This window comes from Alkalibacterium sp. s-m-28, assembly GCF_054658175.1.
This window is the reverse complement of sequence record NZ_BAAGIQ010000015.1, coordinates 20574-37315: the sequence shown is the minus strand read 5'-3', so window position 1 is coordinate 37315 and position 16742 is coordinate 20574. Positions and strand designations below refer to the sequence as shown.

At 43.2% G+C, this 16742-nt stretch carries 14 protein-coding genes; all 14 read right to left on the bottom strand.

Annotated features, from left to right (window positions below; translation table 11 throughout):
- Window positions 1-154: 154 nt before the first annotated feature.
- Window positions 155-1510 (bottom strand): YjiH family protein, encoded by a 1356-nt coding sequence (locus ACYQ4S_RS03880; protein ID WP_459769487.1) that lies wholly within the window; start codon window positions 1508-1510, stop codon window positions 155-157.
- A gap of 422 nt (window positions 1511-1932) precedes the next feature.
- Window positions 1933-2133 (bottom strand): cold-shock protein, encoded by a 201-nt coding sequence (locus ACYQ4S_RS03875; protein WP_091266550.1) that lies wholly within the window; start codon window positions 2131-2133, stop codon window positions 1933-1935.
- A 201-nt stretch (window positions 2134-2334) separates the two neighbouring features.
- The gene (locus ACYQ4S_RS03870) at window positions 2335-3186 is read right to left on the bottom strand and encodes an aldo/keto reductase (RefSeq protein ID WP_346024293.1); all 852 of its coding nucleotides are present in this window, start codon (window positions 3184-3186) and stop codon (window positions 2335-2337) included.
- A gap of 270 nt (window positions 3187-3456) precedes the next feature.
- Window positions 3457-4467 carry a tRNA dihydrouridine synthase gene (locus tag ACYQ4S_RS03865; RefSeq protein ID WP_346024294.1) on the bottom strand — a complete coding sequence of 337 codons (1011 nt, stop codon included), beginning with the start codon at window positions 4465-4467 and terminating at the stop codon, window positions 3457-3459.
- 706 nt (window positions 4468-5173) lie between these two features.
- Window positions 5174-6487: an SH3 domain-containing protein gene (locus ACYQ4S_RS03860; protein ID WP_459769485.1), complete on the bottom strand. Its 1314-nt coding sequence runs from the start codon at window positions 6485-6487 to the stop codon at window positions 5174-5176.
- Window positions 6488-6520: 33 nt separating this feature from the next.
- Complete coding sequence (locus tag ACYQ4S_RS03855) at window positions 6521-7492, bottom strand: Gfo/Idh/MocA family protein (RefSeq protein ID WP_459769483.1); 972 nt, start codon at window positions 7490-7492, stop codon at window positions 6521-6523.
- A 115-nt stretch (window positions 7493-7607) separates the two neighbouring features.
- Entirely contained in the window at window positions 7608-8483 is an 876-nt protein-coding gene (locus tag ACYQ4S_RS03850) for a DUF6671 family protein (RefSeq protein ID WP_346024298.1), read from the bottom strand.
- Between the two features lie 303 nt (window positions 8484-8786).
- Window positions 8787-9326, bottom strand: a complete 540-nt coding sequence (locus ACYQ4S_RS03845; RefSeq protein WP_459769481.1) for a flavodoxin family protein — start codon at window positions 9324-9326, stop codon at window positions 8787-8789.
- Between the two features lie 61 nt (window positions 9327-9387).
- Window positions 9388-10062, bottom strand: coding sequence for a TIGR00266 family protein (locus tag ACYQ4S_RS03840; RefSeq protein WP_459769479.1), 675 nt, complete (start codon window positions 10060-10062; stop codon window positions 9388-9390).
- A gap of 484 nt (window positions 10063-10546) precedes the next feature.
- Window positions 10547-11380: an exodeoxyribonuclease III gene (locus ACYQ4S_RS03835; protein WP_459769477.1), complete on the bottom strand. Its 834-nt coding sequence runs from the start codon at window positions 11378-11380 to the stop codon at window positions 10547-10549.
- Window positions 11381-11494: 114 nt separating this feature from the next.
- A complete protein-coding gene (locus ACYQ4S_RS03830; protein ID WP_459769475.1) occupies window positions 11495-12619 on the bottom strand; it encodes an MFS transporter in 1125 nt (374 codons plus the stop codon).
- Window positions 12620-12700: 81 nt separating this feature from the next.
- Window positions 12701-13234, bottom strand: coding sequence for a TetR/AcrR family transcriptional regulator (locus tag ACYQ4S_RS03825; protein WP_459769473.1), 534 nt, complete (start codon window positions 13232-13234; stop codon window positions 12701-12703).
- Between the two features lie 159 nt (window positions 13235-13393).
- A complete protein-coding gene (locus tag ACYQ4S_RS03820) occupies window positions 13394-16000 on the bottom strand; it encodes an FtsX-like permease family protein (protein ID WP_459769471.1) in 2607 nt (868 codons plus the stop codon).
- Window positions 15997-16683: an ABC transporter ATP-binding protein gene (locus ACYQ4S_RS03815; RefSeq protein ID WP_459769469.1), complete on the bottom strand. Its 687-nt coding sequence runs from the start codon at window positions 16681-16683 to the stop codon at window positions 15997-15999. The genes ACYQ4S_RS03820 and ACYQ4S_RS03815 overlap by 4 nt, the downstream gene beginning before the upstream one ends.
- Window positions 16684-16742 lie beyond the last annotated feature (59 nt).

Here is a 16742-nt window from a genome sequence, read left to right as displayed (position 1 = left end):
CCCAAAATCTAAGTATTGATCCAGGCTTAAACGTATTATCGCTCCTCCTATGACGTTATCATAGAAGGAGCGATAATAAATTATAAGGGGTTTTTATCAAACTGTCCTTGACATGGGGTCCAGTTTAAAGTGTCCCTTTTTGTCTGTTATGTGTTTAAAACGAGATGACTCCCATCCAGCCCAGAATATTTGTAAGAACAAGCAGGACAGGTATGGATAAAACTGTTCTGAATAAGAAGACTTTGACTACATCCCAGAAGTTCAGGCCAATTTTAGTTTTAACCAGAATCATGCCCGTCTCTGACATGAAGACGAGTTGTGTAAAGGCCAGCACTCCGATGAAAAATCGGGCAGCTTCAGATTCTGCTCCACTGATGAACAGTGCTGGAAGATACATATCAGCAAAACCTGCTAGTGAAGCGGGTGCCATTTGAGCAGCTACTTCACTGCTGTAACCAAGGAAATCATAAACGGGCACAAGCGGTGCACTGATGAAGTCGAAGAATGGTGTATATTCTGCAATGACAAGGGAGATTGTTCCCACTGCCATAATAATAGGCAAGAATCCCACATAGATATCCACAATGTTTTTCAGTGCCTCTAAAAGTGCCCCTTTGATAGAGGTCTGTTCTGCCTGCTCGATCGCTGCCTCATATGAGTGCTCCATGATCGATTTGTCTTCAGGAACTTCTACTGATTTAGGCTCTATGCCTTTGTAGTATTCCGGCTCGAATTTCTTAAGCGGCAGTCGGGCAGTAATGAAAGCAAGGATCAGAGTTACAACGGCGATCGATCCATAAAATATAGGAAAAATTGCACTGAAGCCAAGAAGATCCGCAACAGCCGCCGCAAAAGCGATACCGACTATGGAGAAGCTTGTCGCAATAATGTAGGCCTCTCTTTTGTTATAGTATCCCCTCTGATACTGTTTATCTGTTACGACAATACCTATCGTCCCATCACCAACAAATGAAGCAATTGCATCGATCAGTGAATACCCAGGCACTCTGAACAGTTTTTCAACTACGGGACCTAGAAGTATGCCGACAAACTCTACGATTCCAAAATGAGTGAGTAACGGCAGTGCTAGAATACCAACAAAAAACGTGATATATAATGTCGTCAAGAGGCCATCTTCCCCTGCCATCAGTCCTCCAGTATCTGGATCCAGAATCATATCTGCAAGTGCGTTCCCTTCAAACCAGTTATAAACGACCATTAAGTATAAAAAGGATCCGATCAGTCTCAATGCCACATTGATCGGCGTAGTTTTAAAAATATCATTCAAAAAGCGGCTATCCGATGTATAGAACAGAAACACAACTGTGGCGATCAGAACAATCCATGCCGACAGTGCTGTAAATGTTATGAATAAATCCAGTATATTATCCGTAACCAGATAAATAATATGAGAAATCATAATACGTCTTTCTCCACCGATAGTAAATGGGACTAGGAAAAAGACGAACCCCAGTAAAGATAAAAATATGAACTTAAATTTATTAATCATGTATAAACCCTCCATTATTATCGCTCATCAGAATAGCATGTTTAAAGCAGTAATACAATAAAAGTTTTATAATTTTCCATTCTTGATATAGTTTTGTCGTGAATAAAAATACTCAGTTGCTTCACTTTCACTCTACCGTTATTCATAACCTTTACCAAAAAACTCCTCACACGTTTGACGAGGAATTTAAAGATAATCATATCATGTGACTGTATTATGAACTATCTATTTTTCGTATAACAGCATATTGTATTACAGTCTTTGCCCTTGTTCTGAACACTCTCTGACCATTGATATACATCGATTGAATTGAAAATTATATACTCCTGCCATTCAATATCATATATATATTATCAGAAATAAAAAAGACAAGGTCAGGACTCATCGTCCTGCCTTGCCTTCATCTATATTGGTTTAGGTTATTAAGCCTTAGTAACGTTTGCTGCTTGAAGTCCGCGGTTGCCTTCTTCAATGTCAAAGTTTACTGCTTGGCCTTCGTCTAAAGATTTGAATCCTTCTTCTTGGATAGCTGAGAAGTGTACGAATACATCGTCTGCTCCGTCACGTTCGATAAATCCAAAACCTTTTTCTGCGTTAAACCATTTTACTGTACCTGTTTCCATAATAAAATTCCTCCTCGTGCCTTTAGCACTTTAAATTTACATGATTGCTTAAGGGCCAATTCGGAATGCATTACACAGTTCGTAAAATGTCTCTTACAATATGTTAAACCTAGTGTAACACATGATCGCAATAAAACCTAATTAATTTTCAAAATGTCTTATTTCTGACTTAATTAACCATTAACAGAAATAATCACCCTATTATCTTTCCTGAAAATCTTCTGGTGTGCTTAATTCATCGAAAGTCAATCCATCAAAATAAGTCATTTCTTCGTCAGTCAGTTCAAAATCAAAGATATCAGCATTAGATTTAATCCGTTCTGCATGTACAGATTTAGTCAATGTAACAAAGCCATGCTGGACACCCCATCTCAATAAAAGCTGGGCAATGGATTTTCCGTACTTGTCAGTCATTTTTTGCACAGTCGTATCTTCACCTAAATATTTCATAGGAGAAAGGGGTGACCACCCTTCGATGACAATATCGTTTTCACGGTTTAACTTAACGGTTTCTTTCTGAAGAACACCTGGGTGCAGACGAATCTGATTGACCATCGGCTTGATGCGGGAATTATCCAAAATATTGTTCAGATGAGGGACAGCAAAATTACTGACACCGATCGCTTTAAGTTTCCCTTCATCATACAAGTCTTCCAGCGCACGCCATGTGTCAATATTATCCTGTTTCCAGTCTCCACCGTTATTTTTTACAACCGGCCAGTGAATAAGAAAGAGGTCCAGGTAGTCCAGATCAAGTTTTTTCAGTGATTCTTCTATTGTCTTACGGGCACTGTCGTAGCCGTGATTCATATTGTTGAGTTTGCTGGTAACAAACAGCTCTTCACGCGGGATACCGCTTTCCTTGATTCCTTTACCGACAAATTCTTCATTCTGGTACATCTGAGCTGTATCAATATGACGATAGCCTACTTTAACTGCGTTCTTTACTCCATCAACAGCCTCCTGAGGATCAGTCACTTGCCATGTCCCATATCCTAGAATGGGGATCTTCACACCATTTGATAAGGTGTATGTATCGCTTAAACTTGTCATACTTTTTCCTCCCGATAATTAATTTGACAGGGCCTCTCTGACCCTGAAACTATTTGAACTGACTCATAAGCGAAACACTTCCAGTTGTCAATTAATATGGGTGCCGAATGGACCATATAAATTTTTTTGGCATGTTCGACCAGACTTATTTCCATCTAATAGACAATAACTTGCTTTATGGGTCATTAACCTTCCCCCAGTCTGACTGTCATTTGATACATCTGATCTTGATTATAAAAAAGACTTTGCTTTTTCAGCAAAGTCTCTCTGTTATGCATGGTTTTCTACGGGCCGGTCACTTTCTTCAGCTTCAAAGCTCTTGAGTCTGTCTTCAAATTCATCTAGCAGTACTCTTACTTCATCTGTCGTGACTGTTTCCATCAGCTGTTGTCTCAGTTCACTGGCTCCTCGCATCCCTCGGACATAAATCTTGAAGAATCGACGGAGCGGTTTGAACGCTCGTCCTGCTTCCACACCGTAAGTGTCGAATAAATCGAGATGCAATCTGAGCAGATCGAGCATTTCCTCACTGCTGTGTTCTCTGGCTTCTTTTTCAAAAGCAAACGGATTCTTAAAGACTCCGCGTCCGATCATAACTCCATCGACACCTGTTTTCTCTACCAGTTTGAGTCCCATCTCGCGATCCATGATATCTCCATTAATCGTCAGCAGAGTATCCGGTGCGATTTCGTCACGCATTTTTTTGATTTCAGGAATCAGTTCCCAATGCGCATCGTATTTACTCATCTCTTTTTTTGTGCGCAGGTGGATCGACAGATTCACGATATCCTGTCTCAGCAGATGAGCGATCCATTCGCGCCATTCATCGAGTCTGCTGTAGCCTAAACGTGTTTTCACACTGACAGGCAGCCCACCTGCTTTCGCCGCTTCGATCAGTTCTGCAGCCACTTCAGGACGCTGAATCAGTCCGCTGCCTTTCCCTTTTCCGGCTACGTTTGGAACAGGACAGCCCATATTGATATCGATCCCGGCAAATCCTGCTTCAGCCATGCCGATACTCATTTCACGGAAATACTTGGGTTCGTCTCCCCAAATATGAGCGACCAGAGGCTGTTCATCTTCAGTGAATGTCAGTCTTCCTCTTACACTGTCACGGCCATCCGGATGACAGTAGCTGACAGAGTTCGTGAACTCAGTAAAGAAGACGTCCGGTCGTCCTGCTTCAGCGATGACATGTCTGAAAACGACATCTGTGACGTCTTCCATTGGCGCTAGAATAAAAAAGGGTTTAGGTAAGTTTTTCCAGAAATTCTCTTTCATATTAAATCCTCTCACTTTAAACATAGTTTATCGATTAATTATTTCTTTGATTACGGTCAGCTTATCACAATCGTTTTATCTAACCCTATCTATTTTAACGATTACAGCTCATTTGTCAAATTATACTTACATTTTGATAGTTCTCAAGTTCAAAGTGTGATGGAAACATGTCTGTTTTCGGGTGTCGTCACATGCTTGAGAAGACATAAACTAGGGGGAATTCACCTCATCTATAAATGTCCAGTATTGAAGCAAAGAAAAAAGAGATTTAATTGGCTTGGTGTCAAAAAGCACTGACTCCATTATAAATGAAATCAGTGCTTGAAATATAATTGATTTAGCGAGAGGTTTTGGGTGGCTGGCAGACCTCACATTTGCGCTGCCCGTTATTCTTAAACTTTGTAAAAGTCTTTTCAAATGTATTGCCACAAGCACATTTGAATGACAGTTTCTGAGAAAACCCGCGGTATTCCGTGGTCAGCAGTGTGCTTTCAGAATTGTTGTTTACGTACTTTCTTATCTCTTCAATAGTCCATCGTTTATTCATTACTTTACACCTCCATAGAGTAACGACCAGATTAGGCATCTAAAGGCATCCCCTAATCAGGTTCCAGTCGTTAGATTCCTGATGCATTATACCATGGAGATTAGATGATTGATAGGTGGTATCTACTTATAGTGTTAATCCCTTTGTATAACTGATAGATTACTGGTAAATGATCAGACCTGGCTGTGGATCAAGATCCAGAACCTCTTCAGGTGTCATTAGCGGATTGTCATAGTGGACGCCTGGCTGATCAGAGAAATGATACCAGAGTTTAAATCCTTTGTATGGAACCTCGCTGGCTTCGGTAACTTTTTCGTGTGTCGCTCGTTTGCCTTCAGGTGCCCCCCATCCCGAAGTATTGTGGACCAGAAGGACCGGATCATAATCCGCTGATATATCTTCGACATCGACGATCATTTTTTCAACAAACTGATGGAAGACAAACTGTCTCGTTCCCTGAATCTCATGCGTTTCAATGTATTCCTGCATTCTTTCCTGCACACCATTCAGTTCAGATCCAGTAATGTGTCCCACTTCCTGCATAGGTCGTTCCGTCCGCCACTCCGGGTCGAGAGCCAGATGGACATTCGGATACCTCAAGAATGACAGGATTTCATTAATTGAATAAGTCGGATGGTTGCGTCCCATCTGATGATCGATATAAACCAGGACGCCTCGCTGATATGCCGCTTCGATGTAGGACATGACCAGATCGTAATTCATCTTATGAACGACGCCTCCAGGCTGAACCGTACCGTAGACAAGATAGATGGCAGGTACCGCTCCTTTGTCTTCATCAGCATCATCATAGGCCTGAGTCGTTTCTTCAAGCAGATCGATCAGATCTTCAAAAGAATGACGCCCGACGATGCCCATAATTTCTGAATTAGGGTGGCCATAATAAGCAACCACTCGATTGTCTTCGAACAAGGTCGGCGAGGTGAAGAATTCATTCATCTCTTCATCATCAAAATTGGTCGACACATGCAGCTCATTCAGATCACTAACCGTAAATTCCGCAGAGACCCAGCCCTCATTCACATCCGAATTATGATGAGCAATCTGATACCAGGTCGCATCGTCGTTTTCCACTTCATCCAGTACACGCACTTCATTTCCTTTGGACAGGCTCCCACGGGATTCGCTGTCTTCACTGCTGTCTGCTCTGACACTCAGACGGTCAGCACTGATGTATACCAAATCTTCCTGGAGACCAAAAATAGATGCTGCCTCCTCTTCCTCTGCTTCTTCTGACTCGTCTTCTTCTGTATCTGCAGACTCTTCCGATTCCGCACCTTCCTGTTCATCGTCAGTGTCTGCATCATTCTGTTCGTCAGTTTCCTCAGGTTCGTTCTCCTGAATCTCATTTGCGTCTTCCTGGTTTACATCCTCCTGGTCCTGCTCACATCCCGATAGAGCGATCGTTGATGCCAGTAACAGTGATAATGCTGCTAAGTACGGCTTTTTTGACATGGTCCCATCCTTTCTAACTATTCATTGTCCTGATTAATTTCCCGTCTTTTCCTGCGGATACACGAGCCCCATCTGTCTGCGGCATTCGTCCAGCAGACTCATGACTTCGACTGTACTGTGCGCCGATATCTTTTCGCCTTCTTTTCTGCCTGAACGGATTTCTTCAGCAACGTTTGAGAATTGCTTTCCATAGAGCAGCTCGTCCGTTTCGAATCGCTCTTCTCCATCGTCTGTCTTCAGCACAGCTTCCTTTGCCATATGGAATTTAGGAACAGTAATCGAGCCTTTCGTTCCGGTCACCTCAAAGAAGTGGCCGCCCTCTTCTGACATCGAGACATGCATGGTGGCTTTAAAGTCAGGGTAATGGAAGGTGATCTCTTCCGAATGATCGACCTCGTGCATATCTGCTTCGCAGTCGATTCGATCTGGTTTTCCAAACAGTTCGTAGGCATATCTGACATTGTAAACGCCTAGATCCATCAAGGCTCCACCCAGCATGGATGCAGTCGTCAGTCTGGGATTATCTGTCAGTTTGAGTAAAGGCACGGCGAACGCACTATCTGAGGACACGATGTCTCCTATAGCTCCCGCGTCCACCCATTCTTTGACTTTCAAGGCAGTATCATTGTGCCAGGTCCACATGGCTTCTGAAACATATACTCCTTTTTCAGCTGCATAACCAAGCAGCTCCTTTGTATCCTTTTCATTGAAGGTAAATGGCTTTTCACACAGTACAGGCTTCCCAAGGTCGATCGCCAGTTTAGTGTAATAGGCGTGCTGATCACCATTGACGTTAACATACACGCCTTCGACACCATCGGCCATAATCGCCTCTTCGGCTGTGTCATAAACTCTTCCTCCAAAGTCTTTTACAAAACCCTTGGCTTTCTCCTTTGTTCTGTTCCATGCTGCTACAATTTTATTGTCATCTGTCTGTACAAGTTCGCTGGCCGTAGTTCTGGCAATGCCCCCACAGCCGATGTAAGCCCATCCAAACTTACTCATGTCTGTCGCCTCCGATATATAGGTGTCGCGTACTCTTTACTTCTATTATATTTTGAGGTATCTTCTTTAAACCACCTAGTTTTAAAGAAGATACCTCAACTATCTTTCAAGCTGTTTAAGGATTGCAGTAACTGCATTGACCTGGATCAGCTTGTTCTATTCCTTCTGGATAAAGTTGTTCTTTATTATATCCACACTTTGTGCATTCATATTTCAGCGAGAGGGTAAGTCCTGTAGGCCGTCTGCACCATTCACAAGGGAGCCCTTTTTTGCTGCTGACTGCTTTGTATCCTGGCCATTCACATGCAGGACAAGTGGAAAGAATATTTTTTACCAGGTCTCGTGTAGCTGCTTCGATGTTCTTCATACGCTTGGGATTATACATTGCCCTTACATCTGTTTCAATGAATATCGTCCCATCTGATGACTTAGTCAATGCCTTCTGCACAGCTTCCTTCAGCTGGTCCGTGGAGGTGATGCCTTTTATCATATCGTCCGGGTCTACGGACTGTTCCTTTACTTTAACTACGATTCCAGTATCTGGAAATTCAACTGATTCAGCAAAGCTGCAGGCTTCTTCAAAGCTCGAAATTACTTTATGTTTAAAATAGGTATGTGTCGTAATTGCTGTTCCAATGATTTCCAGGTTCTGAACTTTATCTAACAGCATTACAACTTCACGGTTGCACGGTAGAAAAGGAATCATCGGGTGCGGGCCAAAAGATCCTTCACTCGACACAGCCAAGGTGCATCCAGTTAATTCTATTGCAGCTTCAGCTTTAAGCCTGGCCGCTTCCAGCTGGTTTCCCGTTCGCTCTATTTCTCCAGTAAAGGTTCCGTAACGATCAGAGTCAAAACCTTCCGGCACTTGGATATGAATACCTAGCTCACTCTCCATAACTGGAGCGATGACTTGCTCTTTTTTATGCATCGTTGCGAGAACAGCTCTTCTGCCTTTGAATAATGCAAACCCTTCTTCTTTATTAACCACCGGTCATTCTCCTTCATTAACTTGTACATAAACAATTTGAACTGCTCTATATGAGTTGTTATTTAATTTCTTATATCATACCAGTATAAGGCAGGTTTTGCATCTAATTTCATGTCTATATAGTACTTTTACTAGCCATATTTCCGCTCAGCCTGATACAGACTGACCAGGATTTATTCAGATACACATGATCAGCTCGATGAACTTGAAAAGCTTACTGATTTTTTATAAAAAAACACTCATGAGAAAGGTCTCCTAGCGGCCCTTCTAATGAGTGTTTTGATTCCATTTCAGCTTGTAAAATCAGACATTTATCCTTTTATGAACATCTTTGATCAGGGGACGAATATAGTCCGGGCTGGAATGGTCGTAGGATCCATTCAAAGCTTGTCTTGTCCCCATTGCTGCTTCTGACTTCTCCTTTTTCCCATCCATTATCATTTTATACACTCTCATTATGGCTCTGGATCTGATCTTCATTTTTTCAAAGTTCAATCCGCTCTCAAAATAGTGAAAAGGTACTGAATATGCTTCTGATGAATGAAAACTGTTGGCAACGATAGCCCTGACAGTCTGTTCGTCGTATGGTGCTCCCCCAGTAGCGAAGTATACAACCGGTCCAGACCATCCTGATTTATTCATTTTAGAATGAAAGGATTTGAGCTTACGCATGCGTCCAGCTCGTATACCTGCTCCAAAGACAATCAGGTCAGCATGCAAAAATTCTTCAGCCTTCACTTCTTCAAGAACCAGACAGTCACTGTCAAGTTCCTTACTGATCCATTTTGCATACTGTTTCGTCATCCCTGTTTCAGATGTGTAGATTATGACGATTTCAGCCATTGATTCCTTTCCCTCCTTATTTGTATTCAAGCTGGATTGGACTGCTGTACTCTTGTAAGAATCAATTACTAGCTGGAACGAAGGGAATAATCTTATCAGCCAAGTTACTGATCGGCATGGTCTGAAGCATAACTTTTCCTGGTCCAGAAAGTTTAACAAGAAAAGCCCCTTCTCCTCCGAACATCATGTTTTTCAGACCCTTGACGGTTTCAATTGAATAACTGACCGTTTCATCAAACATGAAGACATGCCCCTGGTCGACGAGCATCGATTCTCCACTACGAAGGTCATACTCGACAAGTGAACCGTCTGCTTCTAAAAACAAGTCGCCATAACCACTAAATTTCTGCAGGATGAATCCTTCACCTCCAATTAGACCAGCTGAAAACCGTTTGGTAAAGACTACTTCAAAATCGATTTGTTCAGATGACGCTATAAAGGCACTCTTCTGTGCAATGACCGTCTGGTTTCTCATTTCGATATGTATAATTTCTCCAGGCAGTGATGCAGCTAAAGCTATTTCCTGACCGTCTTCATTCGCTCTGTACCTGTTCTGAAACACCCCTTCTCCTGTCATTGCTCTAGTCAGTCCTTTGAATAGTCCCCCGCGGCTGGATGTTTCAAGTGAGAGACCATCAGTCATCCAGGACATGTTGCCGGCACTGCATAGAATAGTTTCTCCTCTATTTAAATAGCATCTTAACACTGGGTACTTCCCCTCGATTGTGTGGTTCATATAAGAACACCTTCTCTTTTCATGTTTAATCAGCTTGCCGGCAAGACCTATCAATCTATTTGCCAGAATCTGTTGACGCTATTATAGTCCTAACTAAGGGCAAAGACAATCACTTGCTCAGCTTTTAACAGAATAAATTCAGTAATGATACATTCATCTTTAAGTGATTTGATAGTCTGAAGTGCTTTTTAAGGCTGGGCATACTCGCTCATCAGCGAGTATGTTCTATATCTGGTTTTAGCTTGGCTCTGGATTTGATTTTATGTGCCATAAGCGGATTTATGGCACATTCAGCTCCTTCTCTTACCAGCGAATGGTTCATATCCAAATTTATAGTCTGTTAAAGGTCCTGGTTTTTCTCTTAATGAACCATATATGTATTTATGGTTCATTCGCCACCAATAAAAAAACAAAGTAAAAGACCTTATCCGGATAATCGGTCTTTTACTTTAACTAATAAGCTCAAATTGCATAAAACCAACGTTTACTTGTCTAAGTCGATTTCCAGTAACAATGGGGTATGGTCCTGTCGTGTACCTGAGTCAATAATGTCAGATTTCAGTACTTTGTCAGCCAGTCTGTCGCTGACCAGCCAGTAATCGATTCTCCATCCTGAGTTATTGACTTTACTTGTTTTCACACGCTGATTCCACCATGAGTACTGACCAGTGACATCTCCATGAATATAACGGAAAGTATCTGTGAAGCCTTTATCCAGCAACCTTGTAAAGCCTTCACGCTCCTCGTCAGTAAAGCCTGCGGATCGACGGTTGTTGTTTGGGTGAGCCAGATCGATTTCTTTGTGAGCCACGTTGAAGTCACCAGTTGCGATAACGGCTTTCTTCTCATCCAGTCCAGCTAAGTAATCTGCATATTTTTTATCCCATTCCTGACGCTCTTCTAGGCGAACCAGATTGGATCCGGCATTCGGTGTATATACTTGAGTCAGGTAAAAAGTGTCAAATTCAAGCGTGATCATGCGCCCTTCTATATCCATAGTATCTGGTGCACCGATTTCAGGATAGGTTACGACTGGGTTCAGATTATTCTTATATAAAAACATGGTTCCTGCGTAACTCTTACGTGCTGGCTCTTGAGAGACACGCCATACGTAAGTATAATCCGGGAACAAGTCTTTCAGCAGCTGATCATGTTTTTTAGAAGGGCCCGTTCTTGGAAGTTTGGTTTCCTGAATGGCCAGAACATCGGGGTCCAGATCTATGATGGTCTTCATGACCTCGCGGGATAATAACGCCCGTGCCGAATCACTCGTCAGCGTAGCATTTAAAGAATCGATATTCCATGTAATAAATTTCACTGTCATTCTCCTTTTGTACTGTCTATAGTCTTTCTACTTTAATACTAACATGTTATCGGAAAGAGAACGATTATTTTTTATTCCTTATAGTACAGTACAAATTCCCCCAAGTCTTCAATTCGCGTTTTTATGGAAAGAGATGAACAGACCGGAAAAGCCAGCTAGTCCAAACAGAAGAAAGGACATTGGATACCCTGTCCATCCAATTACTAATCCGGCAACAGATGTTCCTATCGTCTGACCTATTCCGAGACTGAGGAAAGCAAGACTTACACCTGTTTGAGGGGCATGCGGAAACTGCCGCGTTCCAATGACAAGCAGACTCCCCGTCACCGCAATATAGGCGATCCCGTAAAGTACAGCAGACAGATAAGCGGTCCAGCCAATTGGCGCAGCAAGCATCATAATGGCCACATTGAGTATAGCTAGAAATAGACGGAAGGCGTATTGTATGCCTCTTGATTCAATAAGATTGCCTGCTCGTCCCCCTGCAATTCCGGCCACCCCCATCGTTACCCAGAACAGCGCACTTGTACTATCTGTAAAGCCATGATTCACTACGACCGCCTGTCTTGAAAATGTCCAGAAAATCGCACTGGCCAGACCGGTTACAAGTGAAGCAAGAATCAGTCGATTCCCTCTGCTGAACAGGTGTGTGACTGTTAGTTTCGTCTTCTTGACTGTTTCCTTGCTTGACTTGAAGTCAGGTATAGCCCAGGCATTCCATAGAGATACGACCAGAGCAAGGAGAGCAAAAAATAGAAACGCTCTTCGCCAGTAAGCTGCAAATAAGAGTGCGACGGGTCCTGATATGATCATCCCGAAACTCGTCCCGCTGTTGATCCAGCTGTTTCCCCGGTCTTTCCATTCATCTGAGAAGGACTGATCAACAATCCTGCTGTATACTGGGGAGCTGAGGCCACTACCTAATCCTGCAGTAAAGACTCCAAGACCTAAAATATATACATTTGAAGCCAGCGCAATCCCAGCAAGTCCGGTCACTGCACTGAATCCCGCTATTTGAGTCACTTTAAAGGTCCCTATTGTCTTAATTAGACTGGAAGACACTAATAGGGCGAGCGTAAATGAGAGATACCCCATCGTTCCCACATACCCAGCCTCCTGTTCTGACAACGACAGAGAGGCGATGATATACGGTAGAAACAATCCAAAACTGAATCGGGCAAAGGTGTAATTGACTGCAATCATTGCTGTACTTGGAGCGATTATTTTAAGCATAAGACTCTCCTTTTATATAGAACGTTCATTCTACTTTCATTTCATAATAAAAGCCGATTGTCTCATCGACTTTTTCTAATATTAGTCTATTAATCTTTTAATTGATCGGATGAGCTGGTCTTCGATTTGATCAAGGTCAAATGTCACGCCCAAAGATGTTGCCCCTTCCAGAAGCATGGTGACCTGTACCTGGGTTCCCTCAGTCAGACCTAACTCCTCAAGATAATTCAGCATATAAGACTTATGTGACTCAACTAAGGAACTGATTTCCTTGTTCTCAAGGCTGTATTCCTCTTTTGCTCTCAGAAAGAGACACCCATTCTTATTGGCTTTGAGCCATTTTATATGGGCCTCAGCAATAGCTAGTGCGAGGTGCTGTTTTGAATTGGACGATTCATTCTGCTCAATACGTTGCCTGATTGAAGACAGGTAACGGTCTTGTCTCTGATTGAGTACTTCGATGATCAGCTGTTCCTTGGATTCAAAATGATTATAGAGGGTCATGATCGATACATTCGCTTCAGACACGATACGTTTGATTCCGACAGCATGGAACCCCTCATTATAGAACAAGTTTTCTGCCTGCTCGACTATGGCTTCTCTTTTCTTACTCACATCTCTCACCTCTAAAATAGAATGATCATTCTATCTACAGTATACATCATTTCCTATCTAAAGCCAGTCAGGTGCAGTCAGAAAGCTCCCCTGACCTTCTTTCTTAGTCAGAAGAGCTACTGCTTCCGGTCATCTAACATCTGTTAGTATTAAATGATGCTAAATATTTTCCTGTTTGAGTGAATCAATGATTGAAGACTGATGCAGTTTCCTGCTTGCATAGATCATTGATAGACCTGTGAGGAGGAATACACCTATGATTGCTGCAGCCATTGCCGCCCAAGGCAGCTCGAAGGCATAAATGAATTTGACTGCCCACTGCCGATAAATAGCATGCATGATGAGAACACTGATTGGCAGACCAAGCAGAATTGACTTCATTCCATAGAACAGACTTTCCAGCCTGATCATTTTGCTGAAACTTTTTTCTGTCATTCCCATAGACTTCAGCATAGCAAATTCCCTTTTTCTCAAGATGATGCTCGTCGATACAGTATTGAACAAGGTTGCCGCACTGATGACTGTAATGAGCAGGACAAATGCGCTGGTAAACACTGTGACCAAAGTCATCATCCGCTCTTCTCGCTGACGCTGGGCATATACATTGTAAAATGAGAGCTGGATCCCTTGACCATATGTGCGACTGACTTCTTCAATGCTGCGCTGCAGCTGAATCGGATCGTCACTTGCCAGATAAACGGTCGCTGATGCGATCTGCTCATTTTCGACTGAGTCCATCAGCTGATCAAAGACCACATTCGATACAATCAGATGGAAAGATCCCGGAAAAATGTTCAGACTGACTCCTAGAGGCACACGTTCAGATGTGTCAGCTACTTCAATATTCGAAAGCTGCTGATAGTCCTCCGTTTCCATAACATACTCTTCCAATTCCAGATCCGTTCCAGAAGCTGTATTAACGGCTGTACGCTCGACAATGTTACTCGTCCCGCTTTCTTCGTACCGGATCAGATCGATCAGTACAGCTGACGGATCAGTGCTGTCAGTCAGTCTGCTCATATCAAGATCGTTCTCTTCTGCATACGCCTGTAAGGTATGATCATCAAGTCCATTGACCATCACATAATAAGGATACCGCCCATCAACACTATCCTCCGTCATCTGGTCGAGATAGTAGGAAGGCACGTCCTCTTCGTCGATCCATGTCCTGGCATCGAGTACAGAAACGGTACTGAATGCCTCGACACCTTCAAGGGTTCTGAGCAGATTACTCACTTCTCTAACTCCTGAACGATCTTCAGCCTGCACAGTGACGCTTATGTCATAAGCGATGCCTTCCTGACTCATCTCCATGGATTTTGAAAAACTCGTGGTGAAATACGTTACGCTTAAAAACAGAAGAAGGCTCGTTGCCAGAGACAGCACAATGGCACGGTAACTTGTTTTGTTCCGTTTCAGATTCTTAAGTGCCAGCTCCCCTTCTATCCCGAACAGTCGGTTAACAAGATATGGGGTTTTGACATCTTTGACTGTCATTTTTATATCTTCTGACTGACGGATTGCTTCAATTGCCGTCATGCTCGATGCTCTTTTTGCCGGCAGATACGTGGACCCCATCAACGTCAATGATGAGACAGCTACTGCCGCTGCTATCCCCCAGAATGATATGACGACATTCAAATCCTGAGAAACCGACAGCACTTCCTGAAGAGAAGTATTAATCACCCAAAATGTCACTTGCATCCCTGCGAGACCTGCCGCAAGCCCTAAAGGAATACTGACTGCGCCAATCACTGCCCCTTCAAATAATACTGTATTGCGTTTCTGCTTCTTGGTAGCGCCGATACTTGACAGCATACCCAGCTGCCTTGAGCGTTCCGAAACAGATATGGCAAACGCATTGTAAATGAGTGAAATGGACCCCAGCACAATAATGGTGAGAATGATGACCGACAGAACACTGATCATTCGTCTGATTCTATCACTCGCAACTACACCCGCATACCTCAGCAGCGTATCGTTGAATTCAACCTCGTCGATGCCTTCTCTTAAAGCTAGAGCTTTGGCATGGTCAAAGAGCCCTCTGTCCAGTCTACCCAGCTGCACAAATGCATTCGCCTGCAGACCCGATGCAAGCTGCCCATCTGTGTAAGATAAAGCCGAATATGCTGGAGATGTTGTAGTCTGCCAACCCGTCCATCGGTACACACCGACGACGGTGTACTCTCGCGTCTGTTCGACTAGAAGCGATTCCGTTTCACCACCATAATTCAGTGGTCTGTTCTGACCCAGCTCAAGATCTTCTCCCGAATCAGAAGCGGCTGTCCGTTGACCGATGTCCAGTGTCAGTTGATCAGAAATACTGATAGGGTCATTCTCTTCAAGCCAGAATGCCTCATGCATGATCAGTTCCGTTTCATTTTCCGGCAGACGGCCTTTGACCATCTCTACCGGGAAATGGCTGAACGATTCCTGATTAAAACGGCTGATATAGATGTACGGTCTGGCGGGGTTCTGACTTTGTTCAAGCAGCGCATAGCCTTCAACCTGTTCTATCAGTACCTCATCTGTATTACTATCTTCTACAATACTTTCGAGCTGGGACTGGTCGACCGACTCATATTTGACATGCCATTCTCCGGTGTCGGCAATGGCTTGTCTCTGCATCATGTCGAGAAAGGACTGGCTTAAAGTGATGACGGAAGTAATCATTGCTACCGACACAATAACCCCGAAGATCGTTATAGCTGTTCTTTTCTTATTGAGCCACAGCTGCTTCAAGGTGACTTTCTGCATAATGGTCATGGTCTGATCACCTCGTCCCTGCTGATCTGACCGTCCTCGATTGTTATGATTCGGTCAGCCTGGAGAGCAATCGATTCATCATGGGTAATCACGACTAGTGTCTGCTTGAAGGTCCGATTAAACAGTTTGAGTAGAGAAACAATTTCCTGACTGTTTTTACTGTCCAAGTTTCCGGTCGGTTCATCAGCCAGAACGATTGACGGATTGCTTACCAACGCTCTTCCAATAGATACCCGCTGCTGCTGCTGCCCGCCCGAAAGCTGATTTGGCAAGTGGTTCAGACGATTCTCAAGATTCAGTAGTGACACAATGCGCTGAAACTTGTCTTCATCCAAGTCATGACCATCCAGCCTCAAAGGGAGGGCAATGTTTTCCTTGACTGTCAGCACTGGTATCAGATTATAAAACTGATAGATCAGTCCAATCTGTCTGCGTCTGAAGATGGACAGCTGTGTTTCGTTTAAATCATAGACGTCTGTCTGATCGATATAGACTTTACCACTACTCGGTTCATCAACCCCTCCCAGCATATGCAGAAGTGTAGACTTGCCTGAACCGGACGGGCCGACAATGGCCACAAATTCTCCTTTATTAATTGAAAATGAGACGTCATTCAATGCTCTGACGGTTGTTTCCCCACTCTGATAATGTTTGGACAGATTCTCAACTTTTACGATTTCCATAATTTCTCCTCCTATCTTTCTATATTTTGAGTATATCTATCCATAATGACACTCAAGTG